This is a genomic window from Streptomyces sp. NPDC004327, assembly GCF_042873935.1.
Taxonomy (GTDB): Bacteria; Actinomycetota; Actinomycetes; order Streptomycetales; family Streptomycetaceae; genus Streptomyces.
The window spans coordinates 603,579-629,742 of the sequence record NZ_JBIAME010000005.1; the positions used below are offsets into that span (position 1 = coordinate 603,579).

At 72.1% G+C, this 26,164-nt stretch carries 21 protein-coding genes; 6 read left to right on the forward strand and 15 right to left on the reverse strand.

What is annotated here, in order from left to right; translation table 11 throughout:
• Positions 1 to 7: 7 nt before the first annotated feature.
• From ACFYU9_RS20415 to ACFYU9_RS20430, 4 genes are all read right to left on the reverse strand, one after another.
• Positions 8 to 2,599 carry a polynucleotide kinase-phosphatase gene (locus ACFYU9_RS20415; RefSeq protein WP_389345605.1) on the reverse strand — a complete coding sequence of 864 codons (2,592 nt, stop codon included), beginning with the start codon at positions 2,597 to 2,599 and terminating at the stop codon, positions 8 to 10.
• The gene (locus tag ACFYU9_RS20420; protein WP_389345606.1) at positions 2,596 to 4,116 is read right to left on the reverse strand and encodes a 3' terminal RNA ribose 2'-O-methyltransferase Hen1; all 1,521 of its coding nucleotides are present in this window, start codon (positions 4,114 to 4,116) and stop codon (positions 2,596 to 2,598) included. Before ACFYU9_RS20420 ends, ACFYU9_RS20415 begins: the two co-directional genes overlap by 4 nt.
• A 160-nt stretch (positions 4,117 to 4,276) precedes the next feature.
• Entirely contained in the window at positions 4,277 to 5,179 is a 903-nt protein-coding gene (mmuM, locus tag ACFYU9_RS20425) for a homocysteine S-methyltransferase (RefSeq protein ID WP_389345607.1), read from the reverse strand.
• A 4-nt stretch (positions 5,180 to 5,183) separates the two neighbouring features.
• A complete protein-coding gene (locus ACFYU9_RS20430) occupies positions 5,184 to 6,107 on the reverse strand; it encodes an LLM class F420-dependent oxidoreductase (RefSeq protein ID WP_389207757.1) in 924 nt (307 codons plus the stop codon).
• A 248-nt stretch (positions 6,108 to 6,355) separates the two neighbouring features.
• Here ACFYU9_RS20430 and ACFYU9_RS20435 point away from each other — a divergent pair, with 248 nt between their 5' ends.
• Entirely contained in the window at positions 6,356 to 6,706 is a 351-nt protein-coding gene (locus tag ACFYU9_RS20435; RefSeq protein ID WP_389345608.1) for a hypothetical protein, read from the forward strand.
• Between the two features lie 203 nt (positions 6,707 to 6,909).
• Here ACFYU9_RS20435 and ACFYU9_RS20440 read toward each other — a convergent pair whose 3' ends face one another.
• The 4 genes from ACFYU9_RS20440 to ACFYU9_RS20455 all read right to left on the reverse strand — a co-directional run bounded on the left by ACFYU9_RS20440 (position 6,910) and on the right by ACFYU9_RS20455 (position 9,761).
• Positions 6,910 to 7,401: a DUF6099 family protein gene (locus ACFYU9_RS20440; RefSeq protein WP_389345609.1), complete on the reverse strand. Its 492-nt coding sequence runs from the start codon at positions 7,399 to 7,401 to the stop codon at positions 6,910 to 6,912.
• Between the two features lie 126 nt (positions 7,402 to 7,527).
• On the reverse strand, positions 7,528 to 7,884 hold the full coding sequence (locus ACFYU9_RS20445; RefSeq protein WP_389345610.1) for a nucleotide pyrophosphohydrolase: 357 nt from the start codon (positions 7,882 to 7,884) through the stop codon (positions 7,528 to 7,530).
• Positions 7,881 to 9,284 carry an AAA family ATPase gene (locus tag ACFYU9_RS20450; RefSeq protein WP_389345611.1) on the reverse strand — a complete coding sequence of 468 codons (1,404 nt, stop codon included), beginning with the start codon at positions 9,282 to 9,284 and terminating at the stop codon, positions 7,881 to 7,883. Before ACFYU9_RS20450 ends, ACFYU9_RS20445 begins: the two co-directional genes overlap by 4 nt.
• A gap of 54 nt (positions 9,285 to 9,338) precedes the next feature.
• On the reverse strand, positions 9,339 to 9,761 hold the full coding sequence (locus ACFYU9_RS20455) for a cell division protein SepF (protein ID WP_389345612.1): 423 nt from the start codon (positions 9,759 to 9,761) through the stop codon (positions 9,339 to 9,341).
• A 268-nt stretch (positions 9,762 to 10,029) separates the two neighbouring features.
• On the opposite strand from ACFYU9_RS20455, the gene ACFYU9_RS20460 reads away from it, so the two are divergent.
• The gene (locus ACFYU9_RS20460; RefSeq protein WP_389345613.1) at positions 10,030 to 10,398 is read left to right on the forward strand and encodes a hypothetical protein; all 369 of its coding nucleotides are present in this window, start codon (positions 10,030 to 10,032) and stop codon (positions 10,396 to 10,398) included.
• Here ACFYU9_RS20460 and ACFYU9_RS20465 read toward each other — a convergent pair.
• The gene (locus tag ACFYU9_RS20465; protein ID WP_389345614.1) at positions 10,395 to 11,348 is read right to left on the reverse strand and encodes an SMP-30/gluconolactonase/LRE family protein; all 954 of its coding nucleotides are present in this window, start codon (positions 11,346 to 11,348) and stop codon (positions 10,395 to 10,397) included. The two genes, ACFYU9_RS20460 and ACFYU9_RS20465, sit on opposite strands and share 4 nt — an antisense overlap.
• A 105-nt stretch (positions 11,349 to 11,453) precedes the next feature.
• Here ACFYU9_RS20465 and ACFYU9_RS20470 point away from each other — a divergent pair, with 105 nt between their 5' ends.
• On the forward strand, positions 11,454 to 11,900 hold the full coding sequence (locus ACFYU9_RS20470; protein WP_389207770.1) for an Lrp/AsnC family transcriptional regulator: 447 nt from the start codon (positions 11,454 to 11,456) through the stop codon (positions 11,898 to 11,900).
• Positions 11,901 to 12,011: 111 nt separating this feature from the next.
• Here the strand turns inward: ACFYU9_RS20470 and ACFYU9_RS20475 are convergent, their stop codons facing one another.
• Complete coding sequence (locus tag ACFYU9_RS20475) at positions 12,012 to 13,598, reverse strand: SDR family oxidoreductase (protein WP_389345615.1); 1,587 nt, start codon at positions 13,596 to 13,598, stop codon at positions 12,012 to 12,014.
• Positions 13,599 to 13,812: 214 nt separating this feature from the next.
• On the opposite strand from ACFYU9_RS20475, the gene ACFYU9_RS20480 reads away from it, so the two are divergent.
• A complete protein-coding gene (locus ACFYU9_RS20480) occupies positions 13,813 to 14,991 on the forward strand; it encodes a MerR family transcriptional regulator (RefSeq protein ID WP_389345616.1) in 1,179 nt (392 codons plus the stop codon).
• A 93-nt stretch (positions 14,992 to 15,084) separates the two neighbouring features.
• On the opposite strand, the gene ACFYU9_RS20485 is transcribed toward ACFYU9_RS20480, so the two are convergent.
• The 5 genes from ACFYU9_RS20485 to ACFYU9_RS20505 all read right to left on the reverse strand — a co-directional run bounded on the left by ACFYU9_RS20485 (position 15,085) and on the right by ACFYU9_RS20505 (position 24,728).
• Entirely contained in the window at positions 15,085 to 15,732 is a 648-nt protein-coding gene (locus ACFYU9_RS20485) for an RNA polymerase sigma factor (protein ID WP_389345617.1), read from the reverse strand.
• A 202-nt stretch (positions 15,733 to 15,934) separates the two neighbouring features.
• The gene (locus ACFYU9_RS20490) at positions 15,935 to 17,308 is read right to left on the reverse strand and encodes a cryptochrome/photolyase family protein (RefSeq protein WP_389345618.1); all 1,374 of its coding nucleotides are present in this window, start codon (positions 17,306 to 17,308) and stop codon (positions 15,935 to 15,937) included.
• 408 nt (positions 17,309 to 17,716) lie between these two features.
• The gene (locus tag ACFYU9_RS20495; RefSeq protein ID WP_389345619.1) at positions 17,717 to 20,341 is read right to left on the reverse strand and encodes an RICIN domain-containing protein; all 2,625 of its coding nucleotides are present in this window, start codon (positions 20,339 to 20,341) and stop codon (positions 17,717 to 17,719) included.
• 38 nt (positions 20,342 to 20,379) lie between these two features.
• Positions 20,380 to 22,737, reverse strand: a complete 2,358-nt coding sequence (locus ACFYU9_RS20500) for a non-reducing end alpha-L-arabinofuranosidase family hydrolase (RefSeq protein ID WP_389345620.1) — start codon at positions 22,735 to 22,737, stop codon at positions 20,380 to 20,382.
• Between the two features lie 404 nt (positions 22,738 to 23,141).
• A complete protein-coding gene (locus ACFYU9_RS20505; RefSeq protein WP_389345621.1) occupies positions 23,142 to 24,728 on the reverse strand; it encodes a sigma-70 family RNA polymerase sigma factor in 1,587 nt (528 codons plus the stop codon).
• A 724-nt stretch (positions 24,729 to 25,452) separates the two neighbouring features.
• Here ACFYU9_RS20505 and ACFYU9_RS20510 point away from each other — a divergent pair.
• On the forward strand, positions 25,453 to 25,737 hold the full coding sequence (locus ACFYU9_RS20510; RefSeq protein WP_389345622.1) for a hypothetical protein: 285 nt from the start codon (positions 25,453 to 25,455) through the stop codon (positions 25,735 to 25,737).
• Positions 25,734 to 26,132, forward strand: a complete 399-nt coding sequence (locus ACFYU9_RS20515; protein ID WP_389345623.1) for a DNA-binding protein — start codon at positions 25,734 to 25,736, stop codon at positions 26,130 to 26,132. Before ACFYU9_RS20510 ends, ACFYU9_RS20515 begins: the two co-directional genes overlap by 4 nt.
• The last annotated feature ends 32 nt before the right edge of the window (positions 26,133 to 26,164 follow it).

Genomic DNA, 26,164 nt, shown 5'->3' on the forward strand with positions numbered 1-26,164 from the left:
GTTCGCGTCAGAGCCTCGGGTCGACCGGCTCCGACTCCAGGGCGAGGACCGCGAAGACGGCCTCGTGGACCCGCCACAGCGGCTCGCCGGCCGCCAGCCGGTCGAGGGCTTCCAGGCCGAGCGCGTACTCGCGCAGCGCCAGCGAACGCTTGTGGCCGAGGAAGCGCTGGCGCAGCCGCTCCAGGTTGTCCGGACGCGTGTACTCCGGTCCGTAGATGATCCGCAGGTACTCGCGCCCGCGGACCTTCACGCCCGGCTGCACCGGGCGCCCGTCCTTGCCGAGGGCCACGGCCGCGAGCGGCTTGACGACCATGCCCTCGCCGCCGGCCGCGGTCAGTTCGAGCCACCAGTCGATGCCGGCGCGCACGGACGCCTCGTCGGCCGGATCGACGACGAGCCGCCGCGTCACCTGGAGCAGGCCGGTCGGATCGTGCTCCACCAGCCGGTCGAGCCAGGCCAGCTGCTCGTCGTGCGGTACGGCGGCCAGCGAACGGCCGCGCGCGGCCAGCACCTGGAACGGCGCGAACCGCACGCCCTCCAGACCGTCCGTCGGCCAGCAGTAGCGCCGGTAGGCGTCGGTGAACGCGGCCGCGTCCGCCGCCCGTTCCCGCTGCCGGCCGAGCAGCTCGCCGAGCCCGTCCACCCCGCGCGCCGAAGCCTGTTCGAGCGCGCCGAGCGCGCCGGGGAAGACCGCCCGGGAGGCCGCGCCGACCGCCGCGTACTGCGAGCGCAGCAGTCCTGCGGACTTCAGCGACCACGGCATCAGCTCGCCGTCGAGCAGCAGCCAGTCGGTGTCGAGCTCCTCCCAGAGCCCGGCCGCGCCGATCGCCGCCCGCAGCCGGCCGAGGACCTGCTCGGTGACGGCGGGATCGTCGAAGAACGGGCGTCCGGTACGGGTGTGCAGCGCGCCCGTCACACCGTCCGCCGCGGCCACGCCGAACCGTTCCGCCGCCACCGCCGCGTCCTTGCAGACGAGCGCGACGGCCCGCGAGCCCATGTGCTTCTCCTCGCACACGACCTTCCCGACCTCGTCCGCCGCGTACTGCTTGAACGCCTCGGCCGGGTGCTCCAGGAAGTGCTCATCAGCGGCTCCGCCGCGGGCCTCCGCCTTCGCAGTCGCGGTCGGCGCCATCGTCGGCGGGAGGTAGGCGAGCAGCCGCGGGTCGACCGCGAAGCGGCTCATGACCTCCAGGGCGGCGGCCGCGTTCTCCTCGCGGACCGCGACGTTGCCCATCAGCCGCGTCTCGACGATCCGCCGCCCGTGCACGTCGGCCAGGTCGAGCGGCCGCCCCTGGTGCCCGCCGGGCGCCTCGGCCGCGAGCGGCCTGGCCGGCTCGTACCAGACCCGCTCGGCCGGTACGTCGACGAGCTCGCGCTCCGGCCAGCGCAGCGCGGACATCTTCCCGCCGAACACCGCGCCGGTGTCGAGGCAGAGGGTGTTGTTGATCCAGGACGTGGTCGGCACGGGCGTGTGCCCGTAGACGACGGTCGCCCGGCCGCGGTACTCCTCGGCCCACGGGTAGCGCACCGGCAGGCCGAACTCGTCGGTCTCGCCGGTCGTGTCCCCGTACAGCGCGTGCGAACGCACCCGCCCGGACGTGCGGCCGTGGTACTTCTCCGGCAGACCGGCGTGGCAGACCACCAGCTTGCCCTCGTCGAGCACGTAGTGGCTGACGAGGCCGTCGATGAACTCCGCGACCCGCGCCCGGAACTCCTCCGGCTCGCGCTCCAGCTGCTCGATCGTCTCGGCGAGGCCGTGGGTCTGCTGCACCTTGCGGCCGCGCAGCCAGCGGCCCAGCTTGTTCTCGTGGTTTCCGGGCACGCACAGCGCGTCCCCGGCGGCCACCATGCCCATGACGCGGCGCAGCACACCCGGGCTGTCCGGCCCGCGGTCGACGAGGTCGCCGACGAAGACGGCGGTCCGGCCCTCCGGGTGGTGCCCGTCGACGTAGCCGAGCCGCGCGAGCAGCGTCTCCAGCTCGGAGCGGCAGCCGTGGACGTCGCCGATGATGTCGAACGGGCCGGTCAGGTGCCGCAGGTCGTTGAACCGCTTCTCCAGGACGACCTCGGCCGACTCCACCTCCTCCACGCTGCGCAGCACGTGCACCTTGCGGAAGCCCTCGCGTTCGAGTCCCTTGAGCGAACGGCGCAGTTCGCGGCGGTGCCGCTGGATCACGTGCCGCGGCAGGTGCGCCCGGTCGGCGCGGGCCGCGTTGCGCGCCGCGCACACCTCCTCGGGCAGGTCGAGGACGATCGCGATCGGCAGCACGTCGTGCTCGCGGGCGAGCTGGACGAGCTGGCGGCGCGCCTCGCGCTGCACGCTGGTGGCGTCGACGACGGTCAGCCGGCCGGCGGCGAGCCGCTTGCCCGCGATGTAGTGCAGGACGTCGAAGGCGTCCTTGCTGGCGCTCTGGTCGTTCTCGTCGTCGGCCACGAGGCCGCGGCAGAAGTCGGACGACACGATCTCGGTCGGCTTGAAGTGCCGCCGGGCGAAGGTCGACTTGCCGGAGCCGGTCGCACCGATCAGGACCACGAGGGAGAGGTCGGTGACGGGCAGCGTGCGCCCGGTCTTCTGGCTGGTGATGGCGTCGTCGGTCATGCCGCGTCCTCCTTCGTGGTGTCGGTCGTGTCGTGGGCGGTCGGGTCGTTGGCTGTGAGGTCGGTCGTGTCAGTCGGGTCGATACGGGTGAAGTGGGCGAGCTGGGTGGGCGGGCCGACCTCGGGGTCGTCCGGGCCGACGGGGGCGAAGCCGACCGCGTATCCGTGACGGTCGGCGACGGCCTCCGCCCAGCCGCGGAACTCCTCGCGGGTCCACTCGAAGCGGTGGTCCCCGTGGCGGACATGACCGGCCGGCAGCGATTCCCAGCGCACGTTGTACTCGACGTTCGGCGTCGTCACCACGACCGTGCGCGGCCGGGCGGAACCGAACACCGCGTACTCGAGCGCGGGCAGCCGCGGCAGGTCGAGGTGCTCGATGACCTCGCTGAGCACGGCGGCGTCGTAGCCGGTCAGCCGCTTGTCGGTGTACGTGAGCGAGCCCTGGAGCAGCTTCACGCGGCCTGCCTGCCGCTCGCCCATCCGCTCCAGGCGCAGCCGGCGGGCTGCCACGGACAGCGCGCGGGCGGACACGTCCACGCCGACGATCTCGGTGAACCGCACGTCCTTGAGCAGCGCCTGCACCAACTGGCCCTGGCCGCAGCCGAGATCCAGCACCCGGGCGGCGTCGGCGGCGCGCAGCGCACCGAGGATCGCCTCGCGGCGCTGCTCGGCGAGCGGCACCGGGCGTTCCTCGGTGTCGGTCGTCTCGTCGACGGCGTTGTCGACGTCGTCGACGTCCAGGCCGTCGGCCTCGGCGAGCCGGACCAGTTCGAGGCGCTCGGTGGCCTCGCGGGTAAGGCTCCAGCGGCGGGACAGGTAGCGGCTGGTGATGAGCTGCCGCTCGGGGTGGTCGGCGAGCCAGCCGTCACCGGCGCGCAGCAGCTTGTCGACCTCGTCCGGCGCCACCCAGTAGTGCTTGGCGTCGTCGAGCACCGGGAGCAGCACGTAGAGCTGGTTGAGCGCGTCGGCGAGCCGCAGCTCGCCCTCCAGGACGAGCCGCACATAGCGCGAGTCGCCCCACTCGGGGAACTCCGGGTCGAGCGCGACCGGTTCCGCCGTCACGTCCGCCCAGCCCAGCGGGGAGAAGAGCCGCGTCACCAGCCCGGCCCCGCCGCGCGCCGGCAGCGCCGGGATCTCGATCCGCAGCGGCAGCGGCGCGGCGGCCCGCTCCGGCAGCGCCGCACAACTTCCGTGCAGCGCGCTCTTGAAGACCTTCGCGAGGGCGACGGCGAGCAGCGAGGACGCGGCATACGGCCGGTCGTTCACGTACTGCGCGAGCGCCGCGTCGGGCGCCCCGCCCCGTCCCTTGCCCCTGCCCTTCCGCACCAGCGCCACGGGGTCCACCTCAAGCAGCAGCGCGGCCGTGCACCGCTCCGCGCTCGCCTCGGGGTAGACGACATGCGCGGTGCCGTGCGCAGTGCCGAACGCCTGCGCCCTCTCGGGATGCTTGTGCAGGAGAAAGCCCAGGTCGGTGGCGGGTTTCTCAGCCGTACCGGTGGTGCTGATGGTCAGGAACATGCGTTCAAGGATGACCTTTCCCGCCGCTCCGTCACAACGATTTTCAGTCCGAGAGCCGCCCCCCGGGCCCGCCCGGGGGCCGAGGGCGAAGGCCGGCCCGAGCCCAGAGCTGGGGTCGCAGGCCGGCCCCGGCCCGGGACCGGCCCCGGGGGGGCGACCGCTACGACCTCAGGTTCGCCGCCAGTTCGGCGATGGCCTCCGGGCCGACGCGGCAGCAGCCTCCGACGAGGCGGGCGCCGGCGGCACGCCAGCGGTCGGTCCTGGCCGGGTCGAAGGTGGCACCGCCGTGCCAGCCGCGCGCCGCCGCGTCCCACAGCTCGCCGCTGTTGGGGTAGACGACGACCGGCTTACCGGTCACCGCGGCGGCGATCTCCGCGGCGGGCCCGGCGTCGTCCGGGTCGCAGCAGTTGACGCCGACCGCGACGACCTGGTCGTTGCCCGCGGCCAGCCCGAAGGCGTCCGCCAGCGGCTGACCGGCCCGGGTCCGCTCGCCCTCGACCGTGTACGAGAGCCACACCGGCACCCCACAGCCCTCGGCCGCCCGCAGCAGCCCCTCGGCCTCGTCGGCGTCGGGCACCGTCTCCAGGGCCAGGACGTCGGGCCCGGCCTCGGCCAGGACCTCGATCCGGGGCCGGTGGAACCGCTCGAGCTCGCCCACCGACAGCCCGTACCGACCGCGGTACTCGCTGCCGTCCGCGAGCATCGCCCCGTACGGCCCGACGGAGGCCGCGACCCAGATCTCCCGCTCCACCCGCTCGCCCGCCGCCCGGGCCAGCTCCACGCTGCGCGCGAGCAGCCGCGCGGCCTCCGCCCGCCCGGTGCCCCGCCGGGCGAAGCCCTCGTAGGTGGCCTGGTAGCTGGACGTGATCAGCACCTGCGCGCCGGCGCGTGCGTAGGCCGCGTGGGCCGCCTCGATCTGCTCGGGTCCGTCGGCGAGCAGCCGCGCGGACCAGAGCGCGTCGGAGAGGTCGCAGCCCTGGGCCTCCAGCTGGTTGGAGAGCCCGCCGTCGAGCACGAGCACCCCTTCGGCGAGGGCGGTGGCGAGCGTGCGGTCGGGTTTCATCGGGTCACCCCAGCTGCGTCTGTACCTGTGCGGAGATCAGCTCCAGGTGGTCCAGATCGTCCAGGTCGAGGACCTGGAGGTAGATCCGGGTGGAGCCCAGTGCACCGTACCGGCCGATCTTGTCCACGACCTCGGCGGGTGACCCCGCCAGGCCGTTGGCCTTCAGTTCGTCGACGTCCCGCCCGATGGCGGCCGCCCGGCGGGCGACCTCCGCGTCGTCGCGGCCGACGCAGACCACCAGCGCGTTGGAGTACACGAGCGCCCCGGCGGGCCGCCCGGCCTCCGCTGCCGCCTCCCGCACCCGGCCGAACTGCCGCTCGGTGTCCTCCAGCGAGGCGAACGGGATGTTGAACTCGTCGGCGAACCGCGCCGCGAGCCGCGGGGTGCGGCGCGCGCCGTGCCCGCCGACGAGCAGCGGGATCCGTGCCTGGGCCGGCTTGGGCAGCGCGGGCGAGTCGGTCAGCTGGTAGTACTCGCCCTCGTACGAGAACGTCTTGCCGACCTCGGTGCCCCACAGCCCGGTGACGATCTCCAGCTGCTCCTCCAGGCGCCCGAACTTCTCCTTCGGGAACGGGATCCCGTACGCCCGGTGCTCCTCCTCGAACCAGCCCGCGCCGAGGCCCAGCTCGACGCGCCCGCCGGACATCCGGTCGACCTGCGCGACCTGGATCGCGAGGACGCCGGGGAGCCGGAAGGTGCCGGCGGTCATGAGCGTGCCGAGCCGGATCCGCCGGGTCTCCCGCGCGAGACCGGCCAGGGTGATCCAGGCGTCCGTCGGTCCGGGCAGGCCGTCGGCGGAGCCCATGCGCAGATAGTGGTCCGAGCGGAAGAAGGCGTCGAAGCCCAGGTCCTCCGTGGCCTTGGCGACCGTGAGCAGGGTGTCGTACGAGGCGCCTTGCTGGGGTTCCGTGAAGATTCGAAGATCCATACCTCCATCCTGCACCGTCGGGTGCGCGTCAACCGTTTCGTCAGCGGGCGAGCCCCACCGGCTCGGCCGGGTGAACATCCACCTCCCGGCGGGCGGCCTCCCACCAGGCCAGTGACCGGGGCCGGTGACCTGTCGTTGGCTCGGGCGGAGCCGGACCGCCCGGCCCGCGTGCCGGCGGCCGCTGCCGGTGCGTCCCCTCTCTCTTGTGGGCCCTTCCTCACCAAAGGGCCCGGGCCGAGGAGGCCGCCATGTCCCAGGAAGCCGCACCGGAGCGGTCCGTGTCCGAGCAGCCCGCCCAGCCGCCGCTCCCGCCGGTTCCTCCCGTGCCCCCGCAGCCGGCCGGTGGCGCTCCCAAGGGCCTGCTGCAGCAGATGGAGGAGCTGATGGCGGCCCTGACCGCCGACCTCTCCCAGCTCGACGCCGACTTCCAGTCCTCGTCCGACCGCCCGGCCGCCCCCGGTCGGTCCCTGCGCGAGGCCCCTGCTCCGGCCCCTGCGCAAGGCCCGGGACAGGGCTCCGGCGAGGGCACAGCCCAGGTCCCTGGTGAGGCCGGCCCGTCCTCCGCCGCCGACCGGACGGACGGCACGACGACCGCCTGACGCCTGACGACCGGCGCCCGTCGCCCAGCACGGGAGCAGCCGGCCCGACGGCACGAACGGCGCGGGCACCACGGGCGGCACGGACACCACGGACAGCACGCACGGCACGCACTGGACGGACAGCAGCCGTCGTCTGACCGGCCGGCGCCTTGCGCCGGAGCAGCCGCTACTCGCTTCCTCTGCTCCTCACCCCTCCCCCACCCCTACCCCGGGCCCGCGCGGCCGCGGGCCGTGTCGGGTGGGCGATGCGGGTCGTGGTCGCGGAGGGAGAGCCGGCGGAGCATGGCGCGGACACGGTCGTTGGCCTCGTCGGCAGCGTCCATGGCCTCGATGCACTGCCAGTAGAGCCCTTCCTCGTCCGTCGCGCAGGCCACGCCGACGAGGGCGATGCCCACCTCGCCGAGGAGCGCGCCGAGCGCGGTCAGTGCCGTGCGCGCGTCGCCGACGGCGGTGAGCTGCACGGCGCGCAGCCCGCCGGTGCGCAGCGCGGGGTGGTCCAGCGCACCACGTCCCCCGACCGTCTCACCGAGCCCCCGGGCCTCGCCGCGCAACTCCAGCGGCCCGCCGAGCGCGAGATGACTCCCTATCGCCTGGGCGAGGGCCTGGGCCTGCCAGGCTTCCGCCACGATGTCCAGCGCCGTGCGGCTCTCGGCCAGTGCGTGCCGACCGCTCGCGATCAATCGCTCCGCTTCCATCAACGCCGCCCCCGTTCTGATGACTTACCGCTCACTCATTCCATTACCCAGCGTGAGGCCGACTGAGCCCAAACACCAGAGGAATTCGGAAATCTGTGGACAGGAAGCTCGTTGGGGAAAACTCGGTCACTCCGAAGAGTGACGATCAGGTGCCCGACGTCCAGGTGGCGGGAAACGGATCTCGTTCCGGTCGATCTTCGCCGCCAGTGCCGCCAGCGGATCGATCCCCAAGACCTCGCAGAACTGGAGCAGATACGCGAGCACGTCCGCGACCTCGTCCGTCACCCGGTGCGCCGTGTCCGGATCCGCCATCACCCGGCCCGACTCCTCAGGCGTCAACCACTGGAAGATCTCCAGGAGTTCGGCGGCCTCGACGCTGAGCGCCGAGGCCAGGTTCTTGGGCGTGTGGTACGGCTGCCAGTCCCTGGCCGCGGCGAATTCCGCGAGGCGGCGCCGCAGGCCCGTCACATCGAGTTCAGTCACGCCTCAGATCTACCAGGCGGCAGGTCCACGAACGCCACCCCCGGCACTTCTGTCACCTGCGCCGCTTCGAGGGCCGTCGCCCCCAACGCTCCCACCACTCCCACCGCTTCCGGCGCACCCACCGTTCCCGGCACTCCCACCGCTCCCTGCGCCCCCGGTACTTCCTGTGCCTCCCGTGCTTCCCGTGCCTCCCGTGCTTCCTGTGCTTCCTGTGCTGCCTGCATGACCTTCGCCCCCTCCCCCACCGTCGCGACGAGACGCAGATGTCCGCTCCCGCAGATCTCGGCGGCGAGCCCGAGGAGGGCGCGCAGTTGCCGGGCGTCGAGTCCTCGGTCGAGTCCGTCGGCCAGGACGGTCAGCGTCTGCATGGCCTGGGGCACCTCCGCGACCGGGTCGACGGCGAGCACACCGGGGCCGGTGAGCAGGACGAGCCCGAGCGCGAGATAGCGCAGTTCGCCGTCCCCGAGCCGACCGAGCGGCGTCGCCGGGCGCCCGGCGCGCTCCAGGACCGCCTCGACCGTGCCGGCGTCGGCCCATTCCCGTAGCCCGAGGGCCGCCACCGACCCGACGCACCCGGCGCCCGCGAAGGCCGCGAGCCGGGCGTGGCGGCGGGGGCATTCCGTCGCGGTGCGGTGCAGCACCTCGGCGAGGTTGCGACAGTCGCGCCGCAGCCGTCCTTCGCCCACCGGGACCGGCGCCCGCATCCGGCCCGGCGCCGGATCGCACGCGAAGACCGAGCGGAGTCCCACGACCACCTGCTCGGCGGCGGCCAGGACGTCACGCTGCCCCTGCGTCTTGCCGGCGACGCGCAGCGGGAGCAGAGCCGTACCGAGCGCGTCGTCGGGGAACGGGGCGCGGGTGACGGGGGTGGTGCCGGCGGTGTGCCACTCGGCCTGCACGGTGCCGCGGCCGGGATCGCGCAGGGCGGTGGCGAGGAGGGTGCGGCCCTGCCAGGTGAGCCGTTCGCCGACGATCCGGAGCTCGGGGTCGGCCTGGACGGCGAGGTCGAGCTGGACCGGCCCGGCCGGGCCGTCAACCGTGCAGCCGATCCGGAAGCCCCGCCTCCCCTGGGCGTCGGGCCGCGCTCGGTCCGGCACGTGACCGGCCGCGTCCGGAAGCGCCTCGGCGAGCCCCGCCCCCGCGCCGAGCCGCGCGAGCGCCTCGTACGCCCGCAGGACGGTCGACTTGCCGCTGCCGCTCGGCCCTCTGAGCAGCGTCACGGGCCCGAGTGGCACCACGGTTCCGCGGTGCGCCCCGAACGCCGAGAGCCGTAACTCGGTGACGGCGGGCCGGGTGACCGTCGGGCCCGGCCCGTGGTCGTACGTGCGAGGGCGTCCCTGTGGGGGCACGAGGCCCGGCGACAGGGTGCGGTCGGGGGCGGTACCGCCGGTGGTGGTCATGATCGGAAGGTACGCAGCCCTCCGCGCGACGAACCGTTACGCCTGATCAACTTCCTACGAACGAGGGATCGCGCCCTCGCCGGCCTCCGCCGCGCTACCGTCCTCGGCGCCCTCGACCTCCGTACCGGCCGGCGCCAGCAGGAAGACGTTGCGGTCGACGCGGTGCATCCCGCTGCCGAGGCCGAAGACGACGCCGCTGCTGAAGTCGAGGATGCGCTTGGCGACCTCGGTGTCGGCGCTCGTGAGGTCGAGCAGCACGGGGATCTGGGCGATGAGGTACTCGGCGACCTCGCGGGCGTCGGCGAAGACCTGGACGCGGAGCACGACCATCCGGCGCTGTTCGGCGGATTCGTACTGGTCGGGGATCGTGCGGTGGTCCACCCTTGACGGCCATTCGTCCCGGCCGCGCAGGGGGACGACCTGGGCCAGGCCCTCCCACTGCTCGTCGGTGACGTCGTACCTCTCGTACCTACTCATGCGCCCATCCTCCCGTTACTCACCCGTTCGGCCCAACACCGACACGGCTGACGCCCTATGATCTCCCGCCCGTGAGGGGCGGCATGGACACCGCACCGCGGGAACGGAGGACGGGATGAGAGCGGAGGACGGAGTGAGTGCGGAGATGGGTGACGGGATGGGAGACGTTACAGGGGCGGGGGCAAGCGCCGGGGCAGGGGCACAGGCGGAGGCAGGGGCACAGGCGGAGGCACGGGCGGGGGCAGGGGCACGGGCGACGGGGCGCCCGGTGGACCGGCCGGACGACCGGCCGGACGACCGCGTCGCCTCCGTGTTGCGCTTCACGACGGAGCTGATCGCGTGGGTGGCGACCCCCTGGGCGCTGGCCTCGTACTCCTGGGTGCTCGCCGTACTCTCCGTGGTGGTGCTCATCGGGCTGCCGACCGTCTTCTCCACGCCCGGAGACAAGGCCCAGGTGATGGTCGCCGTCCCGGGCCCGGTCACGATCCTGCTGGTGCTCCTCCAGCTCGCGGCGGCCGTGACCGCCGCCTGGGCCGTGTGGCCCGTGTGGGCGGCGGTCGTCGTCTCCGTGCTGGCCGCGGCGACCACGGTGACGGAACGCCGCCGCTGGCTCTGGCTGTTGCGCCGCGGCGTCTAGCGCGTGGAGGCCCAGGGGCGGTGCCCCGGGCCCGTCGGGTGGGTGCCCGTGACGGAGGTGACGAGCGAGTAGAGGCTGGTCTCGGCGGCGATGAAGAGGCGGTTGCGCTTGGCGCCGCCCCAGGAGATGTTGGCCACCGCCTCGGGGATGTCGAGCCGGCCGATCAGAGTGCCGTCGGGGTCGTAGCAGTGCACCCCGTCGTTCATCGCGGCCACCCACAGCCGGCCGTCGGCGTCGAACCGCAGGTTGTCGAAACGGGCTTCGGGGCGGCCGGCGGCCTCGGCGAAGACCTTGCCGTCGGAGAGCGTGCCGTCGTCGCGCACGTCGAAGACGCGGACGAAGCCGGCGCGGGTGTCGGAGACGAAGAGCTGCCGTTCGTCCGCCGAGAAGACCAGGCCGTTGGGGGCCGCGAAGCAGTCGGCGACGAGGCGGACCTCGCCGGTGCGCGGGTCGATCCGATAGACGTTGTTGGCGCCGATCTCGCTGTCGGCGCGATGGCCCTCGTAGTCGCTGATGATGCCGAAGTCCGGGTCGGAGAACCAGATCGAGCCGTCCGACTTCACGGTGGCGTCGTTCGGGCTGTTGAGCCGCTTGCCCTGCCAGCGGTCGGCGAGGACCGTGACCGTGCCGTCGTGTTCGGTCCGCGTCACCCGGCGGTTGCCCTGCTCACAGGTGATCAGCCGGCCCTCGCGGTCGAGGGTGTTGCCGTTGGTGTGCCCCGCGGAACGGCGGAAGACGCCGACCGCGCCGGTCTCCTCGTCCCAGCGCAGCATCCGGTCGTTCGGGATGTCGCTCCACACCACCTGCCGCCACGCCGGCAGGTAGACGGGCCCCTCGGCCCAGCGGCAACCGCTGTAGAGCACCTCCAGGCGCCCGTCGCCGTACGTGCAACGGCCGGTGACGAACCTGTCGTCGAACACCTCGTAGAACTCGGGACGCGTACCGGTCATGATCCCCTCCGTCACCAAGAGCCCAGCGACCGAACCTTGTTCGGCCTGAGAGGGAGACTGGTGGATGAGATACGGTCACTGCAAGTTCTTCCCGAATGGAGAGTCGTGGATCACATAGACCGTGCGCTACTGGCCCTGCTCCAACAGGACGCCGCCCAGCCCTACGCCGCCCTCGGCCAGGCCGTCGGCCTCTCCGCCGGCGCGGCGCACGACCGCGTACGCAAGCTCCGCGAACGCGGCGTCATCCGCCGCACGACGGTCGACGTCGACCCCGCCGCGGTGGGCAGCGGCGTCCTGGCCTACGTGATGGTCGACTCGACCGCCTGGATGGGCGATTCCGCCCCGCACTTCGCCGCGATCCCCGAGATCCTGGAGGCGCACGTCATCGCGGGCAGCGCCTCCGTGCTCGTGAAGGTCAGGACCTCGACGACCGAGCAACTGCAGGACGTGCTGCGCCGGATCTACGCGATCGAGGGCGTGAGCGGGACGCAGGCGACGGTGGTCCTTGAGACGTTCTTCGAGCGTCCGGTGTCACCGGGTGCGGAGGGCTGACCCGCCGCTGGTGCACGGAGGCGGGGAAGCAGCCGGTGGCGGGGTGTTCGTTGCGGTTACCGGTGCGGCGCGGTTATTGGGGGGCGCGGATACCGGTGAGGTACGCGTACCTCACGAGCGGGATCGTCGGCTGCTCTCCCTCCCGTCCGCCCGGGTGCCCTCCGTCTCTGCCACCCGAGCGCTCTCCGCCTCTGCCGCCCGAGTGCTCTCCGCCTCTGCCGTCCGGGCGATGTTCCTTGCCATGCCGCCGAAGACGACGGCGTGGAACGGCGCCACGCTCCACCAGTACGCATGACCCGCAAGTCCCCGTGGGTGGAAGAGCGCCCGCTGCCGGTACGAGGTGCGGCCGTGCTCGTCCCGTTCAACGGCCATCTCCAGCCAGGCGAGACCCGGCAGGCGCATCTCCGCCCGGAGGCGGAGCAGGCGTCCGCGGTCGATCTCCTCGACCCTCCAGAAGTCGAGCGCGTCGCCGGCCCTGAGGCGCTGCGCGTCCCGGCGTCCACGGCGCAATCCCACTCCCCCGACGAGCCGGTCGGCCCACCCGCGGACGGCCCAGGCGAGCGGGAAGGAGTACCAGCCGTTCTCGCCTCCCACGCCCTCGATGACCCGCCACAGCGATGCCGGGCTCGCGTCGACGGTACGGGTGCGCTCGTCGCTGTAGAGGCTGCCGCCGGCCCAGTCGGGGTCGGTCGGCAGGGGATCGCTCGGCGCCCCGGGCAGCGAGGCGGAGGACCAGCGGGTGGCGACCTGCGCGTCTCGCACCCGGCGCAGGGCGAGCCGGAGGGAGGTGTCGAACGGGATCGGCGACTGGGGGCCGTCCGGGGCGTAGCGCGTGATGTCGTTCTCGGTGCAGATCACCTCGTGCCGGAGCGACTCGGCGAGCGGCCGGGCCAAGGCTGCGGGGACAGGGGTGACCAGGCCGATCCAGTGGCTGGACAGCCGCGGGGTGAGGACGGGCACGGGAACGATGAGGCGGCGGCGGAGCCCGGCGACGGCCGCGTACCGCACCATCATGTCCCGATACGTGAGCACGTCGGGGCCGCCGACGTCGAAGGTCCGGTTGACGTCCCGCGGCATGCCCGCGCCGGCCACCAGGTACCTCAGCACGTCACGGACGGCGATCGGCTGGACCAGGCTGCCGACCCAGCTCGGCGTGACCATGACGGGCAGCCGTTCCGTCAGATATCGAAGCATCTCGAAGGACGCCGAACCCGATCCGATGACGACGGCGGCGCGCAGCACGGTGGTGGGGACGCCCGACTCGAGGAAGACGCGGCCCACCTCGGTGCGGGAACGCAGGTGCGGCGAAAGCCGGTCCTCCGCCACTCCGCGCGGAGTCAGACCGCCCAGATAGACGATCCGCCGCACTCCCGCGGAGCGCGCCTCGTGGGCGAACGTGCGGGCGGCGAGCCGGTCCGTGTCCTCGAACTCGGCGGTCGAGGACATGGAATGGACCAGGTAGTAGGCGACGTCGACACCGGCGAGGGCCTCGCGCAGGCTCGCGGCATCGGTCACGTCGCCGCGCACGATCTCCGTACGGTCGACCCAGGGGTGGTCGCGGAGCCTGTCCGGGTGCCGAGCGAGGCAGCGCACGCGGTAGCCGTTGTCGAGCAGCTCGGGTACGAGGCGGCCGCCGATGTAGCCGCTCGCGCCCGTGACCAGGCAGCGGGTGCCCGTGCCGGGTGTGGAAGTAGCCATGCGCCGATCCGTTCGTCGGTTCACTGGTCCGTTTCACCGATCTGTTTCACTGATCCGCTTCGAGATCACCGGCCTGTCGTGAGGCCACTGATTCCTTCTGATTCCTCTCCTTCTGCTTCCTTCTGAGAGTTCTTCGTCCGGGACCGCGCCGACGGATGCGGGCACGGTCGGCGACCACCTGAACGCATCGTTTCCGCAGCGTATGGTGGATGGCATGTCCGACACGCCACTCGGGATCACGACGGGTGCGGTGGCACGGCGCCTGGGCGTCTCGCCGACCACGGTGCGCTCCTGGGACCAGCGGTACGGCATCGGCCCCGCCGTGCGCGCGAACGGGCGGCACCGCAGGTGGAGCCCGGCGGACGTGGCGATGCTGGAGGAGATGTGCCGCCTCACGGCATCCGGCGTCCCGCCCGCGGAGGCGGCACGCGCCGCCAGGGACGTACGGGCCGGGGCGGGGACCGGGGCCCTCGGAGCGAAGACCGGGACCGCGGGAGTGGGGGCCGGGACCGGAGGAGCCGAGGCCGGGACCGGAGGAGTGGGCGCTGCTCGGCCGGCCGAGCAGGTGAGACCGGCCGCGCCCGCGGCCGACGACGAGCCGTCGCGCAAGGGCCACCGCACGGAGCCGGGCGGCGGGCTTCCCTTCGGCGACGGGCTGCCCCTCGGCGCCGTACGGCGGGAGTGCCGGGGGCTGGCCCGCGCCGCGGTGCGTCTCGACGGTCCGGCCATGGACGCGCTCCTTGAGGAGGTACTGACCCGGTACGGGCTGGTCACCGCGTGGGAGGAGGTGATGGGGCCGACCCTGCACGCGGTGGGCCGCAAGTGGGAGTCCTCCGGCGACCGTTACGTCGAGGTGGAGCACCTGCTGTCCTGGCACGTCTCCACCGCGCTGCGGCGGGCCGCCGTCACCGGCCCGGCGGCGGCGCACCCAGCCTCCCCGCCGGCCTCGACTGCCCCATCCTCCCCGCCCGCTCCGGTGGTCCCGGCTGCCCCGGTGGCTCCCGTCGTACTGGCGTGCGTCCCGGCGGAGCAGCACACGCTGCCGCTGGAGGCGCTCGCGGCAGGGCTGGCCGAACAGGGCCTGCCGACCAGGATGTTCGGCGCGGCGGTGCCGGCCGAGGCCCTTGACGCGGCGGTTCGCCGGTCGGGTCCGGCCGTCGTGGCGCTCTGGTCGCAGGCCAGATCCACGGCGAACCACTCCCTGGCCCGGCACGTCGCGGGGACGGCGTTCGGGATGCGGGGCGCGCGCACCGCTCCACTCGTCCTGCTCGCCGGTCCCGGCTGGCTCGGCCGGACGCCGGATCCGGGCATGGTCCGGCCTGCCGGACTGCGCGAGGCCATTGACGTGATCTCGCGCTTCTACGGGGACCGGGCGCCGTCCACCGAGAGCTGAGACGACGGACAGCGGGCACGGGACCGAGCGCTCGTGCGAACCGCGCAGGGGGACAGGCCGGACGGGTTGTGCGGAGAGGCAGGAAGGCCCGGATCACCCACCGGTCGGGGCCATCGCCGCATCGTGGTCGAGATTGTGCCGCAGGCGCTGCAGCCCGCGGCGGGCGTGGCTCTTGACGGTGCCGAGCGGCATGCCGGTGTGGTCGGCGATCTGTGTCTGGGTCAGATCGCCGAAGTAGGCGAGTTCCAGGACGTCGCGCTGGACACGGGGCAGCCTCGCGAGTTCCTCGGTGACGACGATCCGGTCGAGGATGCGGTCCAGGGCCCGCTCGGGCTCGCCGATCGTCGCGCCTTCGTGTTCCAGGCCGGAACGGAGCGCCGAGGCGAGTTCGGTACGGCGGGTGCGGGCGGTCAGCGCGTCGGCGACCTTCCGGCAGGTGATGCCGGTGAGCCACGCCGGCAGGCTGCCCCGCTCGGAGCGGTAGGTGGCCCTCCCGCGCCACGCGGCGACGAACACCTGCTGGGTGACGTCCTCCGCCTCGCGGGGGTCCCCGAGCGTTCGGGCGGCGAGGGTGTGGACCAGCGGGCCCCAGCGCCGGTACGCCGCGTCGAGGCAGCGCTCGTCGCCCTGGGCGAGTCCGCGGGCGATCCGGTCGTCGCGGTCGTCGTCGCCGTCGCGGCCTTCCGTAGCGTCGTCGAGCGGAGCACGGTGAAGGCCTCCGGTCATCATGCGCGTGCTCATGACGGTTCCTCCTCCGGGTGCCGGCGCGGGCACCCACCGAGCCTGTCGACCACGGTGAGAAGAGCGGTGATCCCGCGTTCCCCACACCTCACCGTCCGGCCGACGAGCCCGATGGAGCAAGTCGCATCGCTTGCGCATTGAAATGAGCCGACGTCCCAGGCGCGCACAGCAGAGGAGAAGGCTCAGACGGGTTCAGAGGGGTTCAGACGATGCCCCGAGCCCGGCGGAAACGCGCCAGGCCGTCGGAGAGCTCGATCAGCGGGTCGGGGTAGTCGAAGGCCGCCCGGTCGAGCCCGGTGAGCCGCCACGGCTCGTGGATCGCCGGTCCGTCGAGGCCGGCGAGTTCCGGGACCCAGCGCCGTACGTAGCTGCCGTCGGGGTCGTACCGCTTGCCCTGCCGCACCGGGTTCAGGACGCGTTGCGGCCGGGTGTCCGTGCCCGTGCCGGCGACCCACTGCCAGTTGAGCTGGTTGTTCGCCACGTCGCCGTCCACGAGCAGACCGAGGAAGTGGCGGGCGCCCTCGCGCCAGTCGATGTAGAGCGTCTTGGTGAGGAAGGAGGCGGCGATCATCCGGCCGCGATTGTGCATCCAGCCCTCGTGGGCGAGCTGCCGCATGGCGGCGTCCACCACGGGGTAGCCGGTACGGCCCTCCCGCCAGGCCGCGAGGTCCTCCTCGGCGTCGGCGCCGCGACGCCAGCGGTCGTGCCGAGGGCGGTAGTCGGCCGTGGCCGCCTCCGGCCGGGCGGCCAGCACCTGATGGTGGAAGTCGCGCCAGCACAGCTGCCGCACGAACGCCTCGGCCCCGGCGCCGCCACGCTCCCTCGCCAGGAACACGGCCTCGACGGCGGAGACGGCACCGAAGTGGAGATACGGCGAGAGCCGGGACGTGCCGTCCCCCGCCAGGTCGTCGTGGCTCTCCTCGTACGCGTCGACCCGGTCCGACAGCCAGGAGACGAGCCGCCTGCGCCCCTCGCTCTCCCCTCCCGTCGCGAGCCCCGGCGACACGTCCGCGATCCCCGGGCGCCGCGGGATCCGCTCCGACCGCACCCCCGACGGCACGCGCACCGCCCTCGGAGCGGCCAGCGGTGCGCGGACGGGCTCACCGGCCCAGCGCTTGTAGTAGGGCGTGAACACGGCGAAGTGATCCGATCCGTACGGGGTGACGTCGCCGGGCGCCACGACGTCGACCACGCCGTCGTGCACGTACAGCCGGCAGCCGTCCGCCTCCAGCGCCTTGCGCAGCCGCGCCTCCCGCGCCCTGGCGAAACCCGTCGCCCCCGCGGCCATGTGCACCTCATCCGCCCCGGCCTGCCGCACCAGGGCCCGCACCTCGGCCACGGTGTCCCCTTCGCGCACCACCAGCCGGCCGCCACGCTCCCTCAGCCCCCGGTCCAGATCGACGAGGCAGTCGGCGAGAAACGCCAACCGATTCGGCACCACGAACCCGGCCCGGTCCACGGCCGGGTCCCGGACGAACACCGGCACCACCTCCTCCGCCGCTTCGAGCGCCGCCCTCAGCGGCGGGTGGTCGTGAACCCTGAGATCAGCGGTGTACAGAACGACGGAGACGGTCATCGCGCCCTCCCTGCTCGGCCGGCCGGCGCGTACGTCACCGGCACGCAGGAGCCACGCTCCTGCACCACCAGTTCCCCGACACACCACGCCCCGGATGCACCAAAGGCGGCCAGCCGCCTCAGCGTCTCGGGCGCTCCGTCGGCCATCCGGCGATCGTCGGGTGCACCCCCGCCAAGTGGCTGGAGCTGCCCGCACGCAGTGCGACCAGAACAACGAAGCCGGTGAAGGAGGTGGCGGGGACGCCTGGACGGAGGCCGGGGACTTGCGCAGTGGAAGCCGCACGTAAGCACTGAGGAGAGAGTGGAAAGCCGCCCTCCGACCAAGATGTCTCACCGGTCAGGAGGGCGACTTCTCTTGCTGACGACACGCCGGCTCATGCGCGGACGTACGTCCGCTCCGGTGTCGGGGTCAGGACGGGTCGCCGTACTGGAGGCCGCGTCCGTTGGTGCCGATGTAGACGCGTCCGTAGGTGTCGGGGTCTCCGGTGATGACGCCGAGGCTGCCGATGGCGCCCCACTGGTGGGCGACATCGTTGATGCGGAGCCAGGTGGTGCCCTTGTCGGTGGAGCGGAAGGCTCCGGTGACGTTGTCGACGGTGCCGATCAGGTAGAGGGCCTGGTAGTTGGCGCCGGGTGCGGCCTTGCCGAAGCCGAGGGCGGAGGCGGACTGCACTGTCTTGAGTGTGGTGAAGGTGCGGCCGCCGTCGGTGGAGTGCAGCAGCCCGTTGCCGCCGCCGGCGATCCACAGGTCCCCGTTGATGCCGGGGACGGCGGTGAGTCGGCCGCCGGGGAGGCTGGTGGCGCGGGGGGTGAAGGTCGCGCCGCCGTCGGTGCTGGCGTGGAGCGTGCCGCCGGTGAGTGAGTAGAAGGTGCCGGCCGAGGAGCGGTCGGCGACGACCACGGCGTCGGTGCCCAGGCCGCTGACCTTCGACCAGTGCGCTCCCTTGTCGGTCGAGCGATAAGGGGCCTGGCCTGCTTCGGCCCATACGATGGTGGAGCCGTCCGCCGAGAGGGCGACATGGCCACTGTTCGCGCTGGGGACCGGTTCTGCGGTGAAGCCGTTCCAGCTGCTGCCGCCGTCGGTGGAGTAGGCGCCGTCCTGCGCGCCGCCGGTGCCGACACGGACCATCACCGCAGGAGCGGACTGGGCGAAGTCGATGTCGGTGCTGCTGCTCATCAGCGGGTTCGTCAGCCGTCCGGCGGGCACGTGGGTCAGGGAGTCGTGGCGGAAGCCGCCCTGGTCGCCCATGGAGGTGATGACGGTGGCACCGCCGGGAGGGGCGATCGCGTCCGCCAGCGAGGTCTCCTCCAGCCCGCGGGCCCCGGAGGCCCAGTGGCTGGTGCCACCGCTGTCGGAGGCATTGGCGTCCTTGCTGCGCCAGATGGCGTTGCCGGTGCCGTACAGCACGTGCCCGGAGTCGAAGGGGTCGATGGCCAGCGCGGTCATCCAGTGCCCGGTGTGGGTGCCGGCATACGGAGCGCCGGAGGCATCACGCTGCGACTTGTCGGCCAGGGCCTTCCAGGTCGTGCCGCCGTCGGTGGTCCGGTAGATCTCGTCCTCGGGCCACCACCGGTCCAAGGTGGTGACCATCACCGTGGACGGCTTCTGCGGATCGACGGCCAGACCGGAGAACCCGTAACCGCCCTGCGAGGGGGAGACGTTCTTCCACGCGCGGCCGGCCGGGGCGTACTTCCACACCGAGCCCGCCGTCGCGTCCATGGGGCCGATGCTGTTGCTGTAGGACAGGTACAGCGACCCGTCAACGGTGACCACACCGTGCTGCGGCATCTGGCCGGTGGGCTGCCCGGAAACCGCTTGCCAGCTGCTGCCGCCATCGGTGGAGCGGTACAAAGACGTGGACTTGTCGTTGACGCCGACGTAGACCGTGTTGCTGCCGGCCGGGCCGTACGTCACGAAGGAGATGCCCGCGCCACTGCCCGCCCCGTCCCTGACGGGGAACGACGAGACCTGACGCCATGTCACACCGTAGTCGGTGCTGCGCCACAGGCCGTTCTTGCGGGTCCCCAGCAGCAGGGTGGCGTGGTCGGCGGGGTCGATCACGAGCCGCTCGCCCGCCCCCCGGCCCGGTTCGTTGCCGCCCAGCTTGAACGGCAGATCGGTGCGCTGGAAGGTGCGGCCCCGGTCGGCGGAGCGCAGGATCGCGCCGTTGCCGGCCCAGTCGTTGGTGTAGGTGCCGGCCGCAAGGTAGAGCCGGTCGGGGTCGACGGGGTCGGTGGCCAGCGCGTCGATGCCCAGCAGGTTCCAATCCTTCTCGCCGAGCCAGTCGGTCAGCGGAATCCACTGCTCGGCCGCGCTGTCCCAGCGGTAGGCGCCGCCCATGTCGGTACGCGCGTACAGCAACCCCTTCTCCCGCGGGTTGAACACCAGCCCGGTGACGTAACCACCGCCCACCACCTGGGCGTTGTTCCACGCATACGGCCCGGTCCCGGGTGCCTGGGTCCCGTCCGTCCTCACCAGCTTCCACTGCTGGTTGGTGCTGCCGTGGCCGGGATACTGGATGACGACCGCGCCGTCGGCCGTGGAGCCTCCGGAGACGTCGAGGACCTGGCCACTCCTGCGGGAGGTGAAGGTGACGGCGCCGGAACCGCTCACGTCGTCGATCCGCCACTCCTGGGAGGTGGAGGAGCTGTCGGTCTGCTGCTCGGCGGCAGCCGCCTGGGCGGTCGAATCGCCCGCTATGCCCAGCACTTTGCCGCTGTTGCGGTTCACCAGCTCGTAGTAGCCGTCGCCGGTGGGTCGCAGCCGCCACTGCTGGTTGGCGGTGTTCTGGTCGGTCCACTGCTGGATGCGGGTGCCGTCGGCGGTGGAGAAGGCGTTGACGTCCAGCGCCTTGCCGCTGCGTACGGAGACCAACCGGTAGTAGGCATTGCCGTCGACCGTCGCGGCCTGGGAGTCATCCTGCACGAACAGGAGATACGGCACGAGGACGGCGGGCACACCGAGCAGCAGTCCGGTCGCGGTGTGGCGACGGCGGTGACGCCCGCGGCGCCCGCCGTTCGTGGGGTTCTTCATGGGGGGTGTTCTCCTTGCGTAACCGTGGATCGGGCGGGTCAGCGCTGCAGGGTGAGGACACCCGGCCGGTACGGCAGTCGGTCGTAGGGTCCGCCCGCGGTGGGGGACCTGCCCTGGTACAGGAACTGCAGGTTGCAGGGGTCGATGGTCATGGTCTGGTCGGGGTTGTCGCGGACCAGATCACCGTGGCTGATGTCGTTGGTCCAGGTGGCACCGCTGTTGGCCTTGCCCGCGAAGGGGCTGCTCTCGCTGCCGGCCTGCGGGGTCCACGCACCGCTCAGGCTGGAGGCCGTGAACGAGCGGAAGTAACGCTGCTCGTTCGCGCCCCGAGCCTCGACGATCATGAGGTACTGGTTCCGGCCCTGGACCTTGTAGACCTGCGGCGCCTCGAAGAGGTTCTTCGCCGTGTCGCTCATGACCGTCGTGTACGACGAGCCGAAGTTGCCCGGGAAGTTCCCGATCGGCATGCTCGCCCGGTAGATCTTGCCGTTGTCACCGGCGAAGAACAGGTACATGTTCTTCTCGTCGGCGATCAGGGTCTGGTCGATCGGGCCGGTGCCGGAGTCGGGGAGGCTTCCGGTGAACAGCGGCTGCGGCGCGGACCAGCCGTTGGGGTTGATGGGGTCGCTCGACGTGCGGTAGCTGAAGGGCGATGCACCCCACTGGTACGCAAGGACCCAGATCTTCTTGGGCGCGAAGTAGAACAGCGTCGGCGCCACCGCGTTCTGGCTCATCCTGGTCTGGCCGGCCGACGCCATGTCCGACCAGTCCGTGAAGGGGCTGAACGCCATCGAGCCGTACGAGGTTCCCGACGCGCTCGACGCGTAGACCAGGTGCTTGCCGCCCAGCACCACGTGGGTGAAGTCCTTCACCGCGTCCCACCCGTTCGACGGCTGTGCGAGGGGACCCGTCGAACTCCACTTGTACGTCGACGGAAGGGCGCACGTGCCGCTGCCCGTCAGGGAGGGGCCGGCCCACTTCTGGTTGCCGACGGACGCGCAGGCGTACAGCTGGATCGTGGTGCCGTTCGCGGTGGCGGCGCCAACGGCGTCGAGGCACAGCCCGGACTGGACGCCGGTGATCGAGCCGTCGGTGTTGAGGGTCCACTGCTGGTTGGCGCCGCCGTTGCAGTCCCAGATGACCACCGGGGTGCCGTTGGTGGTGCCCTTGCCCTTGGCGTCCAGGCACTTGTGGTCGTGGACCTTCAGCTGCTTGGCGGCGGTGTAGGTCCAGCGCTGGTCGGTCTGTCCGCTGCAGTCCCACAATCGGGCCCGGGTGCCGTTGGCGGTGGCGGAGTCGGGGATGCCGACACAGCGGCCGGAGGCGACGCCCTTGATCTCCCCCGTACCGTCGGTCGGCTTGCCCGGGGTGGTACCGGAGCTGGAATGGAGAGCGCTCATGACGGCGGTGTACGCGGGCTTGGGCTTGCCACCGCTGTCGAACAACAGCGGGCTCTCGCCGCTGCGCCAGGAGTCGCTGTCACGGACGCCCCACACCGTGATGCCGGTGCACCGGGCCACGGACAGGCAGGTGCTGACCGCGTTCGCGTACTGGACGGGTGACGCCTGGGCGATGTCCAGCTCGGTGATCTGGACGTCGACGCCCAGGGCGGCGAAGCCGGCCAAGGTGGTCTTGAAGCTCGCCGGCGGGCCGCCCGCCCCGAAGTGGCTCTGGAACCCGACGCAGTCGATGGGCACGCCGCGGGACTTGAAGTCCCTGACCATGCGGTAGACGCCCTGGGTCTTGGCGTCCGACCAGTTCTCGATGTTGTAGTCGTTGTAGCAGAGCTTGGCCGAGGGGTCGGCCGCGTGGGCGGTGCGGAACGCTTCCTCGATGAAGCCGTTGCCCAGCACCTGCTGGAAGACCGAGTCGCGGAGCCGGCCGCTGCCGCCGTCGGCGAACGCCTCGTTGACCACGTCCCAGGCGTAGATCTTGCCCTGGTAGTGGGTCATCTCGGTGGTGATGTGGTGGTTCATCACGCCGCGCAGTGTGCTCGCGTCGCGGATGGAGCCGACCCAGGAGGGGAGCTGCGAGTGCCAGACCGTGGTGTGGCCGCGCAGGCGCTGGCCGCGCGCCAGGGCACGATCGACGATCCGGTCTGCGGGGCCGAAGTCGAAACGGCCGCGGGACGGTTCGATGGCGTCCCACTTCATCTCGTTCTCCGGGGTGACCATGTTGAACTCCCGGTCCGCGATCGCGGTGTACGCGGAGTCGCCGAGCCTGCCGGCGGCCACGGCCGTGCCGAAGTACCTGCCCGAAGGGGCGGCCTGGGTGCCCAGGCCCGCGGCTCCGGCGGAGCTGGGGAGGAGCGTCACGACGCCGGCCACCAGCGCTGTGGCCGACAGTCCTATCGCCCATGTCCGGCGTCGCCGGCGGAGCCGGTGGAGGCCCTTCATGATTCTCCTCGGGGGCCCTGCGTACCGGTCGCCCTGGGTTCGTAGGTGTGTTGCGTCATGTGAGGGGCTTTCTTCAGGGGATGCGTCAGTGGGGGAAGTCGGGACCCTGCCGCGCCGGCACGTCATGACGGGCGGCGGGAAGGACACCCCTGAAGTGGAGGCTTCCGAGCTCGCGGTCTCGTAACAGAAAAGTCGCGCCGTCCGCAGGATCGCCCAGTGAGGCATCTCGCAGGCAGAAAGCGTTATGCCGGACGCCGTGGCCTGGTCGCGCCCGTGGAAGAGGGGCGCCGCACCGATCTGCGGTGAACGCCGGTCACGGCGTGGGACAGGAACCGTGGGGGATCAGGCTGGAGGACACCAGCTGCGACGGTGCGACTCGGTCGGGATCGCCCGAGGAGCGGTGCTCAGGCCCGGGGGCTGCGCACGATGAAAGAAGCCTGGCCGGCGAAGGCCCGCGTGCCGTCGGAGCCGTCGAGCCAAATGTCGCCGTCGCGGTGGCGGAGGACCGATCCCGGATAGTTGTGCGCGTGCAGGGTTACGGACCCGGCGACCGCCCCGGGACGGGGACAGAAGGTGGCGTCTTCACGGAACAGTGCGCTGCCGTCGTCGGTGCTCAGCCGCAGCCGCAGGTACTGGTGGCGAAGATACCGGCCGTCCGCGGCGCGGAAGGTGACGCACCGCATGTCGGCCAGTCCCCCGACGACCGTGAAGGTGACCCGCTGACGTGCCTGCGCGCTGCTGGACGCGGCGATTGGGCCGAGCGTCGCGAAATCGCCCGTGTAAGTGACGAACAGGCCGGGACTGTCCGCGGACTCCAGCGACTGTGCGCCCAGCGGAACGGTGCCCGCGACGGCGGACGGGCCGACCGAGGGCGGGCTCACCCGGGACGGACTCACCGGGGACGGACTCACCGGGGACGGGCTCACCGGCGAGGGTCCGGCCGAGGTGGTGGTGCGCGAGGGAAGGGGCGTGGGAGTGCCGACCGTGGGAGCGGCGGTGGCGCCGGGCACTCGAGGCGCCGGTTCGGGCCAGGTCGCGTAGGTGACGGTCCCGGCGATGAGCACCGCGCCGGTCGCGAGGCTCAGCAGCGGATGAGCGGTCACCGTCTGGAGTTTGCCGATCAGAGCGCCGTGCAGTCCACTTCCCCCCGTCGCCGTGCCGACGGCGACGGGGGCCGCGGCCAGCCCGGCGGCGCTCACTGCCGTACCCGACAGCAAGCCCTTGGCGGCCAGCGCGGCGAGCAGTGCGGCCGGGACGGCCAGCGTCGTGAGGCTGAGGGGCAGCAGTTCGGCCGGAACCCGTTCTGCCGACGTCGCCATGCAGACCGGGCAGTCACGTGTGTGCCGCGCGATCCGCTTGCGCCACACCGATGCATGGTCACCGTTCCAGCCGACGACTGTCCCGTCCAGCTGCGGACAGCGCGGGTCGGCCTCCAACGCGGCGACGATCGTCCGGCACAATTCCAGCTGCTCGCGCATGCGTTGCAGGCGCACTCCGACGTGCGCGACCGTGAGCCCCGTCGCGGCGGCCATGTCCTCCCGGCTGAGCAGGCCGGCGCATTCCTGCCACCACAGCGACAGCAGCACCCGGTGGTCCGGGTCGAGCCACCGGCCGGCTTCGACGACCCGGCGCCGCTCGTCCGACACGTGCAGCCGCAGGATCGTCACGTCCACGGGCTCGGCGCCGGCGTCCGGTATCCGGCGCGCCTCGTCGATGACCGTGGTCCGGTCGGCGAGGGCGTGCTGCCGGTGCCTGTGGGTGTTGATCTGGCGGAGCGTGATCGACACCAGCCAGGACCGGAAACTCTCCGGGGCACGCAGGGCGGGCAGGTCACGCACCACGCGCAGCAGGGTCTCCTGGACGACGTCGTCGACGTCGGCATGTCCGCTCAGCGCTCGCCCGACGATGTTGTAGACCAACGGCAGGTACGCGGCGATCAGCTCCTCGCGCGCCCGATCGTCACCGGCCTGCGCCGCGAGAACCAGCCCCACGTGGTCTGCATCAATGAGCCCCATTCCCACCTTCCCCAGGGGAGCGTTCCGCCGAGTACGGCGGCACACCCTAGCGTCGGCAAAGGTGTACGGCCAAAGCCTGCGCCCTGGGTGGGCGGGCCGGCCCGTGCCGGCTCGAAGGGCCCGGTACCACAGGTGCGTTCGGGTGGCAGGCGGCCGACTCGTGGACGGCCCGTGCAAGCCTACGGCCCCACCTACTGAGCACCTGCTGCGCCGGACGTCCGGCCCGCCGAAGTACGGCGGCAGCGCGCCTGCCGCCGCAATCAGCGGCGCCGGAACCCGGCCGAATTTTTCTCCGAGTTCCGGCAAAACCAGCCCTCAGGAGCGCGCCTCCCACCCAGCATGACCTGCACGATCCGACAGTTGACGACCTATCAGAACGAGCGTCACATGAGCGTCATCGCCCGTAACGCCCACACCGCACATCATGCGCACGGTCGAAACCGCAGGTCAGGCGTCCTTCTTCACCGGCTCCAGAATCGCCACGCACTCCACGTGGTGCGTCATCGGAAACATGTAGAGCCAAAACAGGTCAAAGAGAACCGCAGGCCAGCGGCGCGTGAGACACAAAACGGACTCAAGATCAATGTGCGTTGTGTGCGCTATGGGCGCTACGTGCGACCTCTGACGCACTTCGGGAGCGACGCCAGGCCTCCACAGGCAAGGGGTCACTGTATGGCATTCGAAATGCCATACTCATGTCGTGGCTGACGACGACACCGACTTCTCGCCCGGCGATGGCCCCACCAGCGGCATCTCCGTCTCCCTGACCGCCGGCACCCTGCAAGCAATCCGCGACCGGGTCGGCAAGCGAGGCGTCTCCGCGTACCTGGAGAAGGCCGCGCAGCGGCAGATCGAGCGCGACAACCTGGACGAGCTGATCGCCGACTTCGACAAGACCCACGGCCCCGCCGACCCCGAGGCTGTGGCCGCCAAGCGGGCCAAGCTCACCGGTCGCCCCTCCTCCGGAGCCGGGGCGGCCACGTGAGCGGCGCGCTCATCCTGGACAGCGAGGGTCTGGCCAAAGCCGTGCAACGCGACCGCGAGGTCCATGAGTGGCTCACCGCCGCCCGCGACGCCGACCTTCCGGTGATCACCTCGGCCGCAGTTCTCGTCGAGGTGATCCACCCCCGGATCAACGACGCTGCGTTCAAATGGACGCTGTCCCGGCTTCGCGTCGAGCCGGTCACCCAGGCCCTCGCCCAGTCCGCCGCCACCTTGCTGCGTACGGCCGGGCTGCACGGCCACAAGTACGCCATCGACGCCATGCTCTGCGCCATCGCCCTCGCTCAGCCGGGCCGGATCACGATCCTGACGTCTGACGTCGAGGACATCACCCTGCTCACCACCGACCATCCACGCGTCACCGCCGAGTGGATCTGACCCGCGCCACCGCATCGGCCTCTCCCGCAGCC